14 protein-coding genes are annotated in these 17,734 nt (G+C 42.5%); 8 read left to right on the top strand and 6 right to left on the bottom strand.

The window, feature by feature from the left end:
* Nucleotides 1–50: 50 nt before the first annotated feature.
* The 3 genes from pssA (at nucleotide 51) to FZC76_RS13520 (ending at nucleotide 3,088) form a co-directional block, all read left to right on the top strand.
* On the top strand, nucleotides 51–764 hold the full coding sequence (pssA, locus tag FZC76_RS13530; protein WP_148988703.1) for a CDP-diacylglycerol--serine O-phosphatidyltransferase: 714 nt from the start codon (nucleotides 51–53) through the stop codon (nucleotides 762–764).
* 247 nt (nucleotides 765–1,011) lie between these two features.
* Complete coding sequence (locus FZC76_RS13525; protein ID WP_392396838.1) at nucleotides 1,012–1,398, top strand: MerR family transcriptional regulator; 387 nt, start codon at nucleotides 1,012–1,014, stop codon at nucleotides 1,396–1,398.
* Nucleotides 1,382–3,088, top strand: a complete 1,707-nt coding sequence (locus FZC76_RS13520) for an acyl-CoA dehydrogenase family protein (protein WP_148988701.1) — start codon at nucleotides 1,382–1,384, stop codon at nucleotides 3,086–3,088. Before FZC76_RS13525 ends, FZC76_RS13520 begins: the two co-directional genes overlap by 17 nt.
* A 42-nt stretch (nucleotides 3,089–3,130) precedes the next feature.
* On the opposite strand, the gene FZC76_RS13515 is transcribed toward FZC76_RS13520, so the two are convergent.
* Nucleotides 3,131–4,567, bottom strand: a complete 1,437-nt coding sequence (locus FZC76_RS13515; protein WP_148988700.1) for a carbon starvation CstA family protein — start codon at nucleotides 4,565–4,567, stop codon at nucleotides 3,131–3,133.
* Nucleotides 4,568–4,811: 244 nt separating this feature from the next.
* Between FZC76_RS13515 and FZC76_RS13510 the strand changes: the two genes are divergently transcribed.
* The 4 genes from FZC76_RS13510 to FZC76_RS13495 all read left to right on the top strand — a co-directional run bounded on the left by FZC76_RS13510 (nucleotide 4,812) and on the right by FZC76_RS13495 (nucleotide 9,752).
* Entirely contained in the window at nucleotides 4,812–6,533 is a 1,722-nt protein-coding gene (locus FZC76_RS13510) for a two-component system sensor histidine kinase NtrB (RefSeq protein WP_148988699.1), read from the top strand.
* An 18-nt stretch (nucleotides 6,534–6,551) separates the two neighbouring features.
* Complete coding sequence (locus FZC76_RS13505) at nucleotides 6,552–6,782, top strand: excisionase family DNA-binding protein (protein ID WP_148988698.1); 231 nt, start codon at nucleotides 6,552–6,554, stop codon at nucleotides 6,780–6,782.
* Nucleotides 6,783–6,948: 166 nt separating this feature from the next.
* Complete coding sequence (locus tag FZC76_RS13500) at nucleotides 6,949–8,346, top strand: aldehyde dehydrogenase (RefSeq protein WP_148988697.1); 1,398 nt, start codon at nucleotides 6,949–6,951, stop codon at nucleotides 8,344–8,346.
* Between the two features lie 197 nt (nucleotides 8,347–8,543).
* On the top strand, nucleotides 8,544–9,752 hold the full coding sequence (locus tag FZC76_RS13495; protein ID WP_148988696.1) for an MFS transporter: 1,209 nt from the start codon (nucleotides 8,544–8,546) through the stop codon (nucleotides 9,750–9,752).
* Between the two features lie 140 nt (nucleotides 9,753–9,892).
* On the opposite strand, the gene FZC76_RS13490 is transcribed toward FZC76_RS13495, so the two are convergent.
* The 3 genes from FZC76_RS13490 to hpaB form a co-directional block, all read right to left on the bottom strand.
* Nucleotides 9,893–10,090, bottom strand: coding sequence for a YwbE family protein (locus FZC76_RS13490; RefSeq protein ID WP_148988695.1), 198 nt, complete (start codon nucleotides 10,088–10,090; stop codon nucleotides 9,893–9,895).
* A 64-nt stretch (nucleotides 10,091–10,154) separates the two neighbouring features.
* On the bottom strand, nucleotides 10,155–11,147 hold the full coding sequence (locus FZC76_RS13485; RefSeq protein WP_262372602.1) for a glycerophosphodiester phosphodiesterase: 993 nt from the start codon (nucleotides 11,145–11,147) through the stop codon (nucleotides 10,155–10,157).
* Between the two features lie 58 nt (nucleotides 11,148–11,205).
* The gene (hpaB, locus tag FZC76_RS13480) at nucleotides 11,206–12,651 is read right to left on the bottom strand and encodes a 4-hydroxyphenylacetate 3-monooxygenase, oxygenase component (RefSeq protein WP_148988694.1); all 1,446 of its coding nucleotides are present in this window, start codon (nucleotides 12,649–12,651) and stop codon (nucleotides 11,206–11,208) included.
* A gap of 140 nt (nucleotides 12,652–12,791) precedes the next feature.
* Between hpaB and FZC76_RS13475 the strand changes: the two genes are divergently transcribed.
* Nucleotides 12,792–13,901, top strand: coding sequence for a D-TA family PLP-dependent enzyme (locus FZC76_RS13475; RefSeq protein WP_148988693.1), 1,110 nt, complete (start codon nucleotides 12,792–12,794; stop codon nucleotides 13,899–13,901).
* Between the two features lie 389 nt (nucleotides 13,902–14,290).
* On the opposite strand, the gene FZC76_RS13465 is transcribed toward FZC76_RS13475, so the two are convergent.
* Together FZC76_RS13465 and FZC76_RS13460 are read right to left on the bottom strand one after the other, a co-directional pair.
* Nucleotides 14,291–15,679, bottom strand: coding sequence for a dipeptidase (locus FZC76_RS13465; RefSeq protein WP_148988692.1), 1,389 nt, complete (start codon nucleotides 15,677–15,679; stop codon nucleotides 14,291–14,293).
* A complete protein-coding gene (locus FZC76_RS13460; RefSeq protein WP_148988691.1) occupies nucleotides 15,676–17,166 on the bottom strand; it encodes an amidase family protein in 1,491 nt (496 codons plus the stop codon). The genes FZC76_RS13465 and FZC76_RS13460 overlap by 4 nt, the downstream gene beginning before the upstream one ends.
* Between the last annotated feature and the right edge of the window lie 568 nt (nucleotides 17,167–17,734).

Here is a 17,734-nt window from a genome sequence, read left to right as displayed (position 1 = left end):
TGCCCTTTACATATGATTTTGACTTATCAATTACGGAGTGATGATTATTTATGCGAATGCGGACGCGTCTTATAAAAAGCATCCCTAACATGTTTACACTGGGGAATTTATTTTGCGGTTTCTTATCGATTGGCTTTGCCGCAAGTGGAGAATATAGTAACGCTGCTATCTTGATCCTTATTGGAATGATGCTTGATAGTATGGATGGTCGCCTGGCGAGGATGTTAAATGCGGATGGAGAACTGGGAAAAGAACTCGATTCCTTGGCGGACGTCGTTACATTTGGTGTGGCACCTTCCTTTTTAGTGTATTACACTTACTTTTATCAGTTTGGCATGCTAGGCATGGCCATCGCAGGTTTATTTCCACTGTTCGGTGCCTACAGACTGGCTCGTTTTAATATAAGTACAAGTAAATCTTCCGGAAAATACTTCACGGGAGTTCCTATCACAGCAGCTGGAGGTATCCTGGCACTATTAACCTTGTTTGGAAACTTAATCCCGCAAATTGTGACAACGGTTATTTTCACAGCCTTCTGTTTTCTGATGGTCAGTAAAATAAAGATTCCGAGTTTTAAGGATGTCCCGTTACCGAAGTATGGAACGATTGTTACATTGTTCTTAGGAGCGTCTTTATTTATCGTTTATAAAGGAACTTACGCACAATACCCTTACCTAATTTATATTGCCATTCCGTTATATTTCGCTTATCTTGCATACAGGTTTGTACGTGTGCGGGGAAAAAATAGACGAGAGACGGATTAAGTTTGAATGGACTTACCTTTTTTTAGAGGTAGGTCTTTTTTGTTTTTATAAAGGTGATAAAGACCTGAGCAGCGGGGGAATGCAGGATGAGAGGTCCTTATAAAGGCGATAATGACCTCACCAACGTAACAAGCCTGTTCACAGGTCTTAATAATAACAAAAATTTTCTCGTTCCCCATTGAACTTTACGTTAACGTCAATGGTAAACTATAAATATCTAAATTTTCAGTAAAGGAAAGTTATCATCATGTACACAATTTCGCAACTAGCCAAAGAATTTCACATTTCCACGAGAACGGTCCGCTATTATGAGGAGTTGGGGCTACTGGATCCTTCCCGATCTGAAGGGAACCAGCGAGTTTTTTCTAAAAGGGAGTATGCCCGCTTAAAGCTGATTACAAGAGGCAAGCGGTATGGTTTTCAGCTTGATGAGATTAAAGAGATGGTTACATTGTTTGATAAAGACCGAACTGGTACAAAGCAACTTCAAAAAACCATCGAATATGGGACAAAGAAAGTAGCAGAAATCGACGAAAGGATACGAGAGCTCAACGAATTGAAGGATGAAATGAATGAACTGCTTACAGATTTTCAAAAAAGGTTAGGAGGAGAAACGCATGACTATGACACGTAATTTCTTTACAGAGGATAAGCATTTGCAACAAGTTCTCAAAAAGCACTTGGAGCCGGCATTTTACAAATGGGCAGAGAAAGAGCTGACAGAGTTTGGGGAGAGCTGTGCGAATGAGATAGAGGAACGTGCGGTCCATACAGATAGGGAAGGGCAACCGAGGCTCATAAAATACAATAGAATGGGCGATGACGTTTCAGAGGTGTGGGTAAATGAAGGGTATAAAAAAACGGTACAGGAAACTTACAATAGAGGGATTGTTGGATATGTGCATAAGGAAATCCCAGAGTTCGGCCAAAAAGGAAACTACCTATACTCATACGCTCAGGGCTACCTGCTTTCCCAGACAGAACCCGGATTCTACTGTCCGGTTACGTTGACCATGGCTACTGCCTACCTACTTGAGCATTATGCCGATGAACACGTAAAGAATAAATTCCTGCCGTATGTCATTTCGACTGGCGAAGTGGAACTTTTTGAAGGTGCGACATTCTTGACGGAAAGGCAAGGGGGATCTGATGTCGGTGCAAATGAGACGCAGGCGGTGCCAAACTTAAATAAGGAAACCTATCTTTTGACTGGTGAAAAGTATTTTGCATCCAATGCCGGACAGTGTGGTGTAGCGATGGTGTTGGCTAGAATACCGGGGGCACCTAAAGGGACGAAGGGTCTCAGTCTATTTGCGGTTCCTTGGAAAAAGGAAGATGGAAGCGGCAAGTTGAACGGAATTGAAATTCGTCGTTTGAAGGATAAGCTCGGTGTCAGAGCAGTTCCTTCTGCAGAAGTTCTCTTCAACGGTGCCGAAGGGTATCTAGTTGGAGAAGCAAGCAAGGGCATCCATTATATGATGGAAGCATTGAATTTGTCGCGTGTCTGTAATGCGATTGCATCTCTTGGAATCATGCAGAGAGCTTACACAGAAGCGCACAATTATGCAAGGAGCCGTGTCACATTTGGTGATCAGTTGATCAATTTTCCTATGATCCGGGAATCTTTGGTCGATATGGCAGTGAAGCAAGAGGTGGAGACGAGTGCTTGTTTTGAGCTTGTGGCTCTTTTTGATCGAGTTATGCGGCATGCTGGGGCAAAAGTATCCGAAGAAGAGATTGCGTTGAATCGACTCCTGATTGCCTTGTTGAAAAAAGAAACTGCGGAACAGGCCGTCCACTTTTCCCATGAAGCCATTGAAATGCATGGGGGGAATGGTTTTATTGAGGATTTTGTTACCCCGAGGTTGCTTCGGGATGCTCAGGTGTTAACTGTATGGGAAGGAACCGCGAATATTCTTGGAATGGAAGTGCTCAGGTTGATGGGGCGCTTTAAAGTAGAACGTGTTTTCATAGAGTCTATGAGAGAGAGACTGGGGTCAATTCAAATCGACAATACAATGAAGGAACAGGTCGAGGAGGCACTTGTAAAACTGCAGGAGCTATGCAATTTTACGAGCAGTTGTGCGCCGGAGATTCAAACCGTCTATTCGAAAAAGATTGCTAGCCTGATGGTGAAGATTTTTGAAAGTGTGGTAGCTTTGGAAGGCGCTAATTCTGGTGATGCCCGTGAACTAGCAAAGGCAGAACTGTTCCTTCAAATGACTTGGAAAGAGTCAGATTTATGGTTTGATCGTGAAAATAAAAAACTTCGATTCTTCGATTTAATCGTAAACTGGGAGAAGAGCTCGGTTGGAGTAGAATAGAGGAAAAAAACAGGCAGCCCAGAGAGGCTGCCTGTTCTAGTATTATGCTACACGCTTTTCTACACTGCTAGACTTAATGTTACGATGTTTCCATATTTGACGTATAAACCATCCAAGTATCACGAAGGTCAAAGCAGAACCTATTAGTAACGAAGTGTTATAGTCCATTCCAAATCCTTCTGGTGCGTAGAAAATATATGTGCAGACCACTCCTGACATGAATAGTGCAGGAACGCTTGCAATCCAGTGAAATTTATTTTCTTTTAAAAGATACATAGCCGCTGTCCATAGCATCACAGTGGCAACAAGCTGGTTTGTCCATCCAACATATCTCCAAAGGAATGTATAGTCAATCGTTGCAAGGTAAAGGGCAGGTGCAGCAAGCAACAAGGTTACTAGTAAAACTTTTACCTTTCCTTCCATATTGAAAAACTTGGCAAATACTTCTGTTAAAATCATTCTGGAGGAGCGTAGTGCGGTATCACCTGTTGTAATAGGAAGGATGATAACGCCAAGGATGGCAAGGATACCACCGAGTGTACCTAGTAAAGAAATCGAAATTTCATTTACCACATAAGATGGGCCGCCAAGCGCAAGTGCTTCTTGCAGGCCACCTGTTCCATTGAAGAATGTCATCCCTGCTGCTGCCCATACTAGGGCAATCATACCCTCTGTTATCATCGCACCGTAAAAAATTTTACGACCATGTGATTCCTTCTTCATTGTGCAAGCAACGATGGGACTTTGGGTACAGTGAAAACCGGAAATGGCTCCACAAGAGATGGTGACCATCAATAGCGGCCAGATTGGCAACTCCTGAGGATGTAAGTTTGCAAATGTCAGGTTTGGAATTTGTTTATCTGTGAACAAGAGTGCAACGGCAATGGCAACTGCCATGAAAAGCAAAATGGCACCAAGTAATGGATATATTTTACCGATTACTCGATTGACCGGTAATAGAGTAGCCAATAAAAAATACCCGAAGATTAATAGCAGGGCCATCATGAAGCTAAGTGGTGTTAACTGAGCGATTAGTTGGGCGGGCCCTGCAGTAAAAGCCGCCGCCACAAGTACCATTAATACAAGGGAAACTACATAAATACATGACTTCACTATATTACCAAGATACTTTCCAACAATGGTCGGATATTGTGCCCCGTTATGGCGCAGGGATAACATGCCGGAAAAGTAATCATGAACTGCACCGGCAAAGATGCTTCCTACCACAATCCAAATGAAAGCCACCGGACCATATAATGCCCCAAGAATGGCGCCGTAGATAGGACCCAATCCAGCGATATTTAAGAGCTGAATTAAATTCCCCTTCCACCAAGGCATAGGAACAAAGTCAAAATCGTCCCTTTTCGTATAGGCAGGAGTAGGGGTCTGATCATTGATAACGAAAACACGTTCTACGAATTTAGAATAAAAAACATAACCTAGAACTAGAAATATCAGTGCGCCAAAAAAAGTGATCATGTTGCTCTCCTCCTGTTGTGTAAAAATTACAATTTCAAACATTTTAACACGTTTAAGCAGGAAAACAACAGATTCTTCTGAAAAATTTAAACTTTTTGTAAAATAAACAGGTTGCATGTCGATTGGAGTTAATGAGAGAAAGAATAGTGTAAATATTCGCCATATATTGCTTTGACCATTGATATGGAATACAATGAAAACTGATTAACAGACTAGACAACTCAGAGATTCGAGAGTGATATCGGTGGAAACTTACTATCAAAGACATAAATTGATGATAAACTTACTTGTCGTAATCCTATTGGGCTTCGGCTTTTTTATCGTACATCTGCAAACTCCGTTTTCCTTTTTAACAACGAAACCTACTTTGTTCGTTTTACTGATAGTTTCACTTGTGCTTTTAACTATTAATACCGTTCCTCTTCCGCCAAAAGGGAATTCACTCAGTATGGACTCTGCCATTTTTCTAGCGATTTTGTTTGTATTCGGTTTGAATCTTTCTCTATGGACCTTGCTTGCCAGTGGGGTAGTATATGGATTACTAAAGAGGGATATAGCCTGGTGGAAGCATCTTGTGAACTTCGCCATGTATGCTTTAATGATTACAGGAGCACATTATATCTTTTTATGGACAGGCGGGGCGATCGGATTTTTACAAGCTTCCAACCTGTTGTCTTATTTGACCACCTTAATTAGTTATTTCTTTATTAATATATTAATTATTGGCGTTTTCTTTTACTCTATGAATCATCCCCAGTTAATCCAGGAGATGAAAAGTACACTGCAGAAATCTGTTTCCAATTATGCTATTTCATTGGCTTCTGCGCTCTTATTAGCATTGTTGTTTGAATCAGATGCTGTGCTTGGGCTAATTATTTTTACTGTGATCATTTTATTGGTATCGAAAGGGTTCAAGGAATACTTTTACCTCAATGAAGAAATAAACAAGGATCGTTCTTATCGGCAACAAATTCTCAATTCCTTGCCTGTTGGGATTATTACAGCGGATGATAAGCAATCTAACTTTTCCTTAAACACTTCTGCTTCCTGCTTATTAGACCTGGACGCGCAAGAAATCAGAGATGTCATTATGATGAATGAACCCCCATTGTTCAATGCATCTTTTTGGGAAATCATGCTTTCCAAGAGAATCTGTCAAAATGTCAAAGTGAGCTATTCAAGAGGCGGGGAAGACCTGCATTTGCTTGTATCGCAGTCCGTATTGCATGACGAGGAAAATAACATTATCGGAAGAATTTTTTATTTTATTGATATAACAGAAACAGAAGAATTGGAGAAAAGGATGCATCAATCTGAAAAACTTGCTGCCTTGGGGGAGCTTGCTGCAGGAGCGGCACACGAAATTCGGAACCCATTGGCAGTGTTGCATGGCTTCTTCTCATTGATGAAACAATCTTTTACGAAAGAAGAGCTTGAAAAGTACCAGGTGCCTTTACTAATAAAAGAGTTTGACAGAATCAACGCGATTATCGAAGACATGTTGCTCATGGCGAGACCCGGAGCACCGAGACTACAAGAAACTACGTTCAAGTCGATCATTGACCAGATACCTTCTTACCGTGATGTAACTGAAAATGAGCTTGAGTTGAAGGTGATGCTCGACGATACGAAAGTAATGCTGGATCTGAAGCAGATGAAACAGGTTATCTACAACCTTTATCGAAATAGCAGAGAATCAATTAAAGGAAAAGGTGTCATCACCATTTCCTCTCAGAAAGAAAACGGAAAATATCTTCTATTTTTCAAAGATAATGGGACAGGTATCAAAGACGAAATGAAGAAATCCCTTTTTCACCCGTTTCATACTTCCAAAGAAACCGGCACTGGGCTTGGGCTGACCATTGTTCAGCGTATTATTGAAAACCATGAAGGGAGTATCGAGGTATATGAGACATCGTCTAGTGGGACGACTTTCCTCATAACGTTACCTCTATCCTCTTATTAATAAAGAAGGAGTGTCAGCATGTACCTATCCGTTAAAGAGACAGCCGAATATTTATCCTGTTCAGAGTCGTATGTGAAAACCCTCATACAAGAAAAGAAGATTCGTGCATTGTATGATGGCGCCGAATATATGATCAACAAAGAACAATTTACTACACACATGAAACAGATGGAAAAATATAAAGAATTGATGGAGGAAGTAAGAAGCGAACCAATTCCTGAGGATATCGATATTAAGGATGAGGATTGAGGAAAAGGCACCTGTTTAGGGTGCTTTTTCTATTTTACTTGACTACTAATTATTAAATGTTTAAACTCTTAAACATAATAACAGGTAAAAACTTGTCTATTTCATTCTATTTGTAAGACAATAGAAATAACATAATTTGAATATGCGAAAACAGGAGGAATCTTGTATGACGACAGCAACAACTAACATAAACGAGACGGTTGAAAAATTACTTGCCAATCATAGAAGTTATTTTGAAAAAGGGGAAACGAAGGATATTGAGTTTCGGTTGAAGCAGCTGGCAACGTTAAAGAAGGCGGTTCAGAAATATGAAGCGGAATTTATGGATGCTTTAAAAAAGGATTTAGGGAAATCAATATTTGAAGCATATGGTTCTGAAGTTGGGTATATCCTCGACAGTATCGGCTTTTTTATGAAGAATTTAAAAAGTTGGGCAAAAGTGAAAAAGGTCAGAACTCCGCTAGTTCATACAGGTTCCAAAAGCTTAATATACTCTCAGCCATATGGGACAGTATTGATTGTAGGGCCCTTCAATTACCCGGTACAGTTAGTATTAGAGCCTCTCATAGGGGCAATTTCAGCTGGAAACTGCGCTGTGATCAAGCCTTCAGAATTCACGCCGACGGTATCTAGTGTGCTTTCAAAAATGATAGGAGAGTTTTTTAACAAAGAGTATATCAGTGTGGTGGAAGGAGAGAAAGAGGAAACTTCCGCCCTTATACATGCGCCATTTGATTATATCTTTTTCACAGGAAGCGTCGAGGTTGGCAAAATTGTAATGCAGGCTGCGGCCCAACGACTTGTCCCGGTTACGCTGGAGCTTGGAGGAAAAAGCCCTTGTATCGTCCATAAAGATGCCAATATTGAGGTGGCTGCGCAACGAATTGCTTGGGGGAAATTTATGAATGCCGGCCAAACTTGTGTGGCACCTGATTATCTCCTTGTCCACAAGGATGTACGAGAGAAACTGGTAAAGGCTTTGAAAAAAACGATACATGACTTCTACGGAGACAACCCACAGCAAAGCAAGGACTACGGACGTGTTGTGAATGAACGTCAATTTGACCGGCTAGCTTCTTTAGTCGATAAGGAAAAAGTGGTCGTTGGAGGCCGACTAGATCGGGAAGACCTTTATATGGATCCAACTGTGATGGATGGTGTTTCGTGGGAAGATGGGGTGATGAAGGATGAGATATTTGGCCCTATTTTACCTGTTCTAGAATACCAAGACCTGAACGACGCTATGAGACAGATTAATAACTATCCAAAGCCCCTGGCATTGTATGTGTTTACTGAAAATAGTGACGTAGAGGAACAGGTTATTGAAGGGACATCTTTTGGAGGAGGGTGTGTGAACGATACGGTCACGCATTTGACCAATCCATACTTGCCATTTGGTGGAGTGGGTTCATCTGGCATCGGTTCCTATCATGGGAAAGATAGCTTTGATACTTTTTCCCATAAGAAAAGTGTGATGAAGAAAAGCACGAAATTCAATTTAAGTTTTCTCTATCCTCCTTATTCCGATAAAAGCATCAAGATGTTAAAAAAATTTATGAAATAAAATAGCTTGGACACACAGGAATCAGGAAGTTCTTTACATTTCTTTTAAAAGTCTTCTGTGATAATATTTAGATAGACGAAATATATAGCAGACGCAGCCCTTCATTGGAAAATGAATCTTCGTACGTGGAGATTCATTTTCCTATTTATTAGCAATTCTTATGCAGGCGCGTCTTTTTATAATGGGAGAGTGTAAGAATGGTACCGATTCAGAAAAAAGAAGTGTTATGGACGAAGTCGTTCATCATGTTGATGGTAGGAAACTTGTTTGTGTTCATGTCGTTTCAGATGCTGATACCGACGCTCCCTCCTTATGTAAAATCGTTGGGAGCAACGGGCTTTGAAATTGGATTGGTCACAGCCTTATTTTCCATTGGTGCCGTCTTGAGCAGACCATTTATCGGGTATATGCTGGAGTACCGGGCACGAAAACCGCTTGTGATGATTGGTGCAATTGCGTTGCTTGCTGTGACAATCATCTATCCGTTGTCTCAGATTGTGGTGGTATTTCTATTGTTTCGTTTGGTCCATGGTCTGGCATGGGGCTGGTCCACAACGGTAAACGGGACGGCAGCGGTAGATGTTATTCCACGTTCCCGTCTTGGTGAAGGAATGGGATATTACGGACTATCGATTACGATTGGGATGATCATTGCCCCAAGTTTAGGAATCTATCTTTATCAGGTGACAGAGTTTTCAAATCTTATTTTAGTAAGTGCGGTGCTTGGTTTAATTGCGCTTGTGCTGTTAGGGGTTGTTCATTACCAGACACCTCCTTCTGTGGAAAAGACGAAAAAAGAAGATTTGAAGTTTTCCTATTTCGGTTCGCTTGTGGAAAAGAGCAGCTGGTATCCCGCATTTGTGACATTAATTGCGACGTTTGGCTACGGCTCGATAGTCACGTTTATCGTTATATTTGGGGAAGAACGTGGCATTGATCAGATTTTCCTTTTCTATCTGGTAAATGCGATCATGGCTTCATTATCTCGTCCGGTAGCAGGTAAATGGTTTGATAATCATGGGCCTCGCGGCTTGGTGCTATTGTGTATGTTCCTATCGTTTGTTGGAATGTGGGTACTTTCCTTTGCGCACTCCAATTTGTTTATTATAATAGCCGGTGCGTTGTTTGGGGTTGGCTTCGGATCTTTGATTCCAACTCTGCAATCATGGACACTATCCATGACACCTGAAAACCGCCGAGGAGTGGCAAACGGTATGTTCTTCTCCTCTATAGATTTGGGAATTGGATTAAGCGGGATTATCTTTGGCCTTCTTGCCCAATTCGTCCAAACGGCCGCACTCTTCCAAATCTCCAGCACCTTCATGCTCCTCGCCATGCTCTTTGCATGGATCGAAGGCAAACGAAGAAAACGAACAGTGCTAGAAGAGATGAGGGAAGGGGCATAAAGAAAAGGGGGCAAGATAAGGGGTCCAAGATAAGGGGTCTGACCCGCTGTGCGTTAAAGTGATAGAGAGATAAAGAGGGGTCTGACCCTCACACTGTTAAAGCATTAAAGCAAAAAAGCGTAACCGCCGTCAGATGGAGGTTACGCTTTTTCGATTTGTTTGACCCTGCCGACTTGTCCGTCTTGGAGGCGGACTTTGATGCCGTGGGGGTGGCTGGGGGATTTGGTTAGGATGTCTTTGACGATCCCGCTTGTTAGTTTGCCTGTGCGTTGGTCTTGTTTAAGTACAATTTTAACTGCTTGGCCGATAGCGATATCAGACCGTTTTTGTCCATTCATTTCTAGAGCCTCACGTTTTCATATTTACTACTTTTTATTATAACATAACAGAGCTACCGCATTCTTAGTATCCCATTTCCTTCCTCACCTCAAGCAGTAGATCTGGTCGATTGGTCAGAATCCCGTCTGCCCCTCGTTCAAGCAAGTAGCGCATTGTTTCCTTATCATCAATTGTCCAGTAGTGCATCTGCACCCCGCTCCTTTGGGCATCGCCTATTAGCCGTTGATTCGTCAAATCGAATATACTTTCTTGTAAAGGCACTTGAAAGGCATCTACTTCAGGCTTATAGAGGTTGCGGACAAATAGCTTGTGAAGAAGGACGAATCTAGTGATTTCCTGTCTGCCGCCAACAAGTGCTACCTTCCCATCTGTTAAACGATCAAATGTCTCCAGAATTTCCTGGTCGAAAGATGCGACAAGCAACGTATCTTCTCTGCTATACTGTTTGGTCAACTCCCATAGTTTACTTGCAATCTCCTCATACTTTTCGGGAGGATTGGTGTCTTTGATCTCAATCTCAATGCGGGTGTTAGGAAAGGATTGAAACATTTCTTCCACGGTAGGAATAGTAGCTCCTTTTCCGCGAAAACTGTTATTGCCTTCAAGATCAACGAAATGATAGCCTGCATCTAACTGTTTTATTTCCTCTAAGGTCAGCTCTGCTACCGTTCCTTGTCCATTTGTAGTCCGATCAACAGTGGGGTCATGGATTGCAACAAGGTGCCCGTCTTTGGTGATATGTATATCTGTTTCAAGAACATCAACCCCCATTTCGACGGCCTGCTCAAAAGCGATCATCGTATTGGAAGGGGCAAGGAGTTCCCCGCCTTGATGGGCAATGACTAGCGGAATTCCTCCATTTTCAAAAAAAGGTTTTGATGCTTGTTTGTTAATTGGAAAAAAAGTCAATATAAGTCCTAGTGTGCCAAGCGTACCGGCAATGGTCCCTAGGGCGACCAAAGCTTTTCTTTTCTTACGGGATTTCTTTTGTGAAGGAATAGTAATTTCGGCCATGTGTGAACAACCTTTCTCTTTTTCGTCTACTTTTACTTTCATTATAGAATACTCAGAAAATAAAAAAAGAGGGCAGCCGTAAATTTTCCGGCTCCCTATATTATTCTAAAAACCCTAATTCCCTCGCCACGTCATCTACTAGTTCTTTTCGATTGTATTCTTGGTACAGTCCCATTGCTAATCGTGTCGGACAGCCAAAGAAGAAGCGTTCGTACAAGGTTTGACGGGAGCCGAATGCACTCATGCTGACATCCCATGCTAATCGGAACAGCTTGATGCGGCTTTTTGCATCAGTCGTGGCTGATTGTAAGTATTGATCAATGTCAGCGCGAATTGGAGATTCAAGGTCAGCTTCTGTCGGAATGGAAACCAGGCCGCTTGCACCAAGCAGCTGCAGAATTTCCATGAACCTTGGATACACTTTAGGAAACTGTACGATAGCAACAGATAAAGGCGTGACATCTGGAACCATTGTCCCGTGTTTATCCGGTTTAGCGTTAATTTCAGAAGCGAGGAGCAAGGCCTTATGATTTTCCACTGCAATGATCATTTCGCTTATCTTTTCTTTTACATGCCCATACTCACCAATCGCAATGGTGTTGACTATAAGTTGTGCAATCCCTAAAACAAATTCAGCTTTCATCACCTGTCTTGACACGACCTGGTGGGTGACAAGCGGTTTAAAATTACTAAGCGAATACAGTTTGTTGGCGACATCAATATTTTCCGATACAAATACCCGTTCCCACGGGACCAACACATTATCGAGCACGACAACGGCATCCATCTCCTCAAACCTTGATCCAAGAGGATGATTGAATGAAGAAGAGTCATAAGAAAAAGATTCGCGGCAGATAAATTTCAGACCTTCTGTGTTACTTGGAATACTGAACGCATAAGCGAAGGGCTCTTCAAACATTTTCAATCCAGAAGACGAGATGATAATCTCATCCGTGATCCCGCCTTGTGTTGCCAATAGCCGAGCGCCTTTTATGATAATTCCTTCCGATGTTTTATCAATCATCCGTGCCGCGACAATATTATCTTCATCCTCATAATGAAAAGAAGATCGGTTTACTTGTGGGGAAATGAATGTATGAGTAAAAGAGAGATCATTTTCTCTAGCGTACTCGTAAAAGTTTTTCAGGTTCTTTGGAAATTGCGGTCCTTGTTCCTCCAGTAGGTCCGCAGAGGAAGCCAGAGCCATCAAGGTAGAGTTCTTATAGTCAGGGGAGCGTCCCATCATTCCAAAGGTTGCTTTTGCCCAAACCTGAACCATCTTTCTTCTTTTCTCCAAATCTTCTTTAGTTGTTGGCCGGAGAAAAGAGGTTCCTACCAGATTTCCAGTTGTATCAGATTCAAATGTCATTATGTCTTTATACTTTTCATCGTGTTGCATATCAAACAAAGCAGCTTGACTTCTCATTACACCTGAAAAAGCCGGGTGTTCTGAAATATTGCCTTGGACCTGTTTTCCGTTATGCCATACATTTGTCTGAAGCGAGTTGATTCGGTCCAAATACTGTTTGCCATTGATAATTCCCATGCATCTCACCCTTTGCCCAGATTACTTCTTTCAATGTATGCATATGGGATTGTCTGATTTACAAATGTGCATTCATCAAAATTTTGGACGGCCCTCATGGCGTGGTATAGTGAGGAAAAGAGGGTCTGGAGGGAGAGAAAATGAAGCAGGAATGGAAGGAACTTGATACACCGTCCTTATTATTGAATAAGGGGATTCTAATGGAAAATATCCGTAAAATGGGCGATTTTGCTCGTGTGAGGAATGTGAATTTACGTCCGCATATTAAAACACATAAGTCCGTCGAAATTGCTAAACTTCAGTTAGAGGATGGCGCAATTGGTATTACCACTGCAAAACTGGAAGAGGCAGAAGTAATGGCAGCCGCAGGAGTCAAGGATATTTTGGTCGCATATCCGATTTCTAACACCGCAAAAATAGAGCGGGTCATTGCTCTTTTAAACCAAGGAATTGATTTGAAAGTTACAGTAGATAATTTGGAACAGGTGAAGTTGCTTCAAAAAGCATTGGAAAAAACAAGGCACACGTTAGAGGTGTGGATTAAAGTGAATTCCGGTTTGAACCGATGTGGTGTGGAGCCAGGAGCGAGTGCTGTTGAGCTTGCAAAAGCCATTATATTATTATCTCGTTTGCAAATCGGCGGGATTTTCACCCATGCAGGTCATTCTTATGGTGCAAGGGGGGAAGAAGAGCTAGAACGGATTGCTCTGGCTGAAGCAGATGCAGTGGTCAAAAGCGCGGAACTCTGTGAAAAGGCGGGTATTCCCATCTTGGTAAGAAGCGTTGGCTCTACGCCAACTTACCGCATTTCAGGATTAGTCGATGGAATTACAGAAGTACGGCCCGGCAATGCAGTCTTTTTTGATAGCATTCAAGTGGGACTTGGAGTAGCAGACAGGTCAGAATGTGCGTTAACTGTTTTGGCCTCCGTCGTGGGTGTGTATAAAGATAGAATAGTTTTGGATACAGGCAGTAAAACGTTGTGTCTGGATAAAGGAGCACATGGATTGGACTCTGTTAAGGGGTACGGCTATGTGGTGGACCATCCGGAACTGACCATTGAGAGACTGTCCGAGGAGCATGGAGTGGCGGTTTTTGAAAGCAGTTGTGGATTGCGATTGAATGATAAAGTGCGCATTATTCCAAATCATGCGTGTACAGTGGCTAATATGTTCGATGAGTATGTGGTTTTGGAAGGTGAGCATGTTGTAGAGAAGTGGAAGGTGGATGCGAGGGGGATGCGGAAGTAAACAGAGGTGCATGGTCGTATGGTGTTAGATGCCGACCACGTTTCGTTCTAAAATATGCTAGTTTTTTAGGTGAAATAGGTGTTTTTGTTACGGCATAATATGGTTCGGACATTCTAGCTGGTGCTTCGGACAATTCGGTTGCTCGTTTTTTATAGGTTCGTTCAATAAAGCTCTCCCTTCGGACAAGAAAGGAGAGCTGTTCGGTCATTTCAAAATTTCGTTCGGTCAATTTTCCAAAAACTTTGGTCAACTTCGGGAAATCTTCGGTCAACTTTTCGAAAACTTTGGTCAACTTCGCAAAAACTTCGGACATTTATCAAAACATGCCCTAGAAATTTATGTTGCACAACCAAAATTCACTGCAATTGCTAACATCACAAACTAAACGATCACTCCACATTCAACGCTACCGCCAACTCTTCCCAATACGCACAAAGCGTCAACAAACCTTTATCAAAATTTTTCAGTTTGAAATTTTCATTAGGTGCATGCACATTGTCAGAAGGCAGTCCAAAGCCCATCAACACAATAGGTGCTTGCAACACATCATCCAACGTCGAAACAATCGGCAAAGAGCCGCCACCACGGGTAAAAGTGGTGGGAACTTCCCAAATCTTTTCAAAAGCACGACTTGCTGCTTGAATGGCAGGGTGATGGAATGGTGTCACAAATGGCGCTCCTTTGTCAAAAAGGGAAACAGTAACCTCTACGCCAGCAGGCTTATGCATCGTAACATGCTCCTGCAATAGTGCCAGAATTTCATCGGGATCCTGATCTGGTACGAGTCGGCATGTTATTTTTGCATGTGCCTCAGAAGGAAGGACCGTTTTGATTCCATCTCCTTGAAATCCACCGTATACGCCGTTTATTTCCAGTGTCGGACGTACCCATGTACGTTCATAAAAACTATATCCTTTTTCTCCATAAAACTCTTGAACACCGACTTCCTCTTTGACCACAGCTTCATCAAAACCAATTGCGTCAAAAGCTGCTTTCTCTTCCGCAGTTAAAGGGATAACCTTGTCATAAAAGCCATCAACAGTCACCACACCATCACCATCGTGAAAAGAAGCTAGCAACTCTACGACTGCATGAATCGGGTTTGCCACAGCTCCACCGTAAAGACCGGAGTGAAGGTCGCGTTTTGGGCCTTTTACATCAAGTTGGAATCCGCACATCCCGCGCAGACCATAGCAAATGGTAGGTTTGTCTTCTTCAATCATCGATGTGTCTGACACAACCACTACATCAGCAGCAAGCAGTTCTTTATTTTCCTCAATAAATGCTGGCAAATTAGGACTGCCGACTTCTTCTTCCCCTTCAATACAGAACTTAAAGTTGAATGGCAGTGACCCCGTCGTTGCAAGAACGGCCTCCAATGCTTTTATATGCATAAAGGTTTGCCCTTTGTCATCGCTAGCACCGCGTGCATAAATGCGCTCATCACGGATTGCGGGTTCAAAAGGCGGGGTATCCCATAAGTGAAGGGGGTCAACGGGCTGAACATCATAGTGCCCATATATTAAAACAGTGGGCTTGTCCTCTCCGGCGTGTAGCCAATCACCATATACAATGGGGTGCCCTGCTGTTGGGTGCAACGAAACATTTTCCATGCCAAGCTTTCTTAAAGACTCTGCCATCCATTCTGCAGCTCGTAACGTATCTGCATTATGTGCCGGCAGGGCGCTTACACTTGGTATAGATAATAGGTCCTTTAGCTCTTCTAAATGCTTTTTCCTATTTTCTGATAGATAAGTAGTGATGGTTGCAGTTGTCATGATTTTACCTCCGTCTTTTGAAGTGTAGGGGCTTTACGAAGCTTTGTTGCTTGTTCATAACCATAGGCAATCTGGATGAGTGTGCTCTCTTCAAAGGCCCTTGCGGTAAATGTCACTCCAACTGGTTTCCCCTCTTTCGTATAACCGGCAGGAACGGTGATGGAAGGATAACCAGCCTTGGCAGGAATACCGGCACCGAAATTGTTAGGTGTAAGAATGGCATCAAGTCTGTGTTCATTCATGACGGCATCTAATCCGCCTTCCCTAGAACGATAAAGATCTTTTTCACGACTAGAGATATATTCTTCTTCGGTTAATGTACCACTGTGTTTTTCGCTTTCTTCCAAGACAGTCTGCTTATGCTGAAGCATTTTAGATGAATCTTTTTCATTAAAAGCAATTAAATCTTTTAAACTCTTAATCGGTACAGACGGACCGGTTTTACGCAAGTAAGCATTGAGACTTGGTTTAAATTCATAAAAGAGCGTATGGTAATCCCATTCTTCTTTTGCAAAAGGAATGTCGATGGAGCCAATTACTTCTGCCCCTTTTTCTCTAAGGCTAGCAATTGCTTCTTCCATAAGGAGTGCTTCCTCGTCGGAGAAATAGGTGAAATAAGGGTCGCGGGCCACTCCTATCCGCATCCCGTTAAGTCCTTCTTTTAATAGGAAGGAAGTGTAGGATATTCCAGGGGTCGGATTAGTCTTGGTGGCAATATCTTTTTCATCAGGCTCCGTCAAAGCGCTCAAAAGGAAGGCGGCATCTTTGACTGTTTTTGTCATGGGTCCGGCAGTATCCTGACTGAAAGAAATGGGGATGATGCCTCTGCGGCTAATGAGCCCTACAGTTGGCTTGATCCCGACAATGGAATTGGAACTTGCAGGACTTAAAATGGAACCGGAAGTTTCTGTCCCGATGGCTGCCGCTGCTAAGCCTGCTGCTACCGCGGCACCGGAACCACTGCTTGAACCTCCAACATCAAATTGTCCTGGTCCATATGGATTTAGAACCTGACCACCTCTGGAACTGTATCCATTTGGCATTTTTTCTGTCATAAAATTAGCCCATTCTGTCATATTGGATTTACCAAGGATGACTGCTCCTGCTTTACGTAACTGGTTTGCGACCGCGGAATCTTCCGCTGCTACGTGATGTTCCAGGGCAAGGGATCCTGCACTGGTGTGCATCATATCGCCTGTATCGATATTATCTTTTAGCAGAATTGGAATGCCGTGAAGAGGCCCGCGTGCACCGGTTTGTTTTCTTTCCAAGTCAAGGGCTTCGGCAATAAATACCGCATCAGGATTAACTTCAAGAACTGAGTTTAATTTTGGTCCGTTTTTATCGTATTTGCTGATACGGTGAAGATACATGAGAACTAAATCTTTCGAAGTAATTTTTCCATCTTCCATTGCCGCTTGCAGCTCCTCAATCGTCGCATCCGGCAACCAATCGTCCACAAGTCTAGAGAGTTTCGGGTGGTTCATCCAAAAAACCTCCTTTATAATTTGGGTAAATCCAATTACTGTGTTAATCAGTATCTCCTGTAGATTGAAGTGCAAGGTGTAAGACTCCAGCGGGGGAATAACGGTTGGTTGGCCCCCCTAAGGCAAAGCGAGGCCACTTTAAAACTGAATATCATGTGCTAAGCGATTTCTAGCTGTTGATTGGAGCAAAAGGCGAAGACTCCTCGAAAATGCTACGCATTTTCTTCGTGCGATGTATCGCTGCCGGAGCCTTCCTTGTCCTGAGGGAGATAGTGCTAGGTGGAGACCCCGCAGGCTTGCCGAGGAGGCTCCAGCAGCGCCCCTAGGAAAGCGAAGCCATTTGCGGAAATCAACAGCGGCGTCTAAACAATTGCAAAAATCAAAGAATTTTTCAGAGGCTCAAGCACCGTCCTTTGGATAAGCGAACACCTGGAACGGAAATCTACAGGAAGTTAAAACAAACTTTTTTCAACATCCTACCAATAATAATAATTCAAACTATTTAAAAAACATAGTAATAAAGGTATGATAATAAGATAATATATAAATTTCAAGATATTCGTTTCGC

This window comes from Sutcliffiella horikoshii (assembly GCF_008180725.1).
Lineage (GTDB): Bacteria > Bacillota > Bacilli > Bacillales > Bacillaceae_I > Sutcliffiella_A > Sutcliffiella_A horikoshii_B.
The sequence above is the reverse complement of the archived record's forward strand: the minus strand, read 5'-3'. Positions and strand labels throughout refer to the sequence as shown.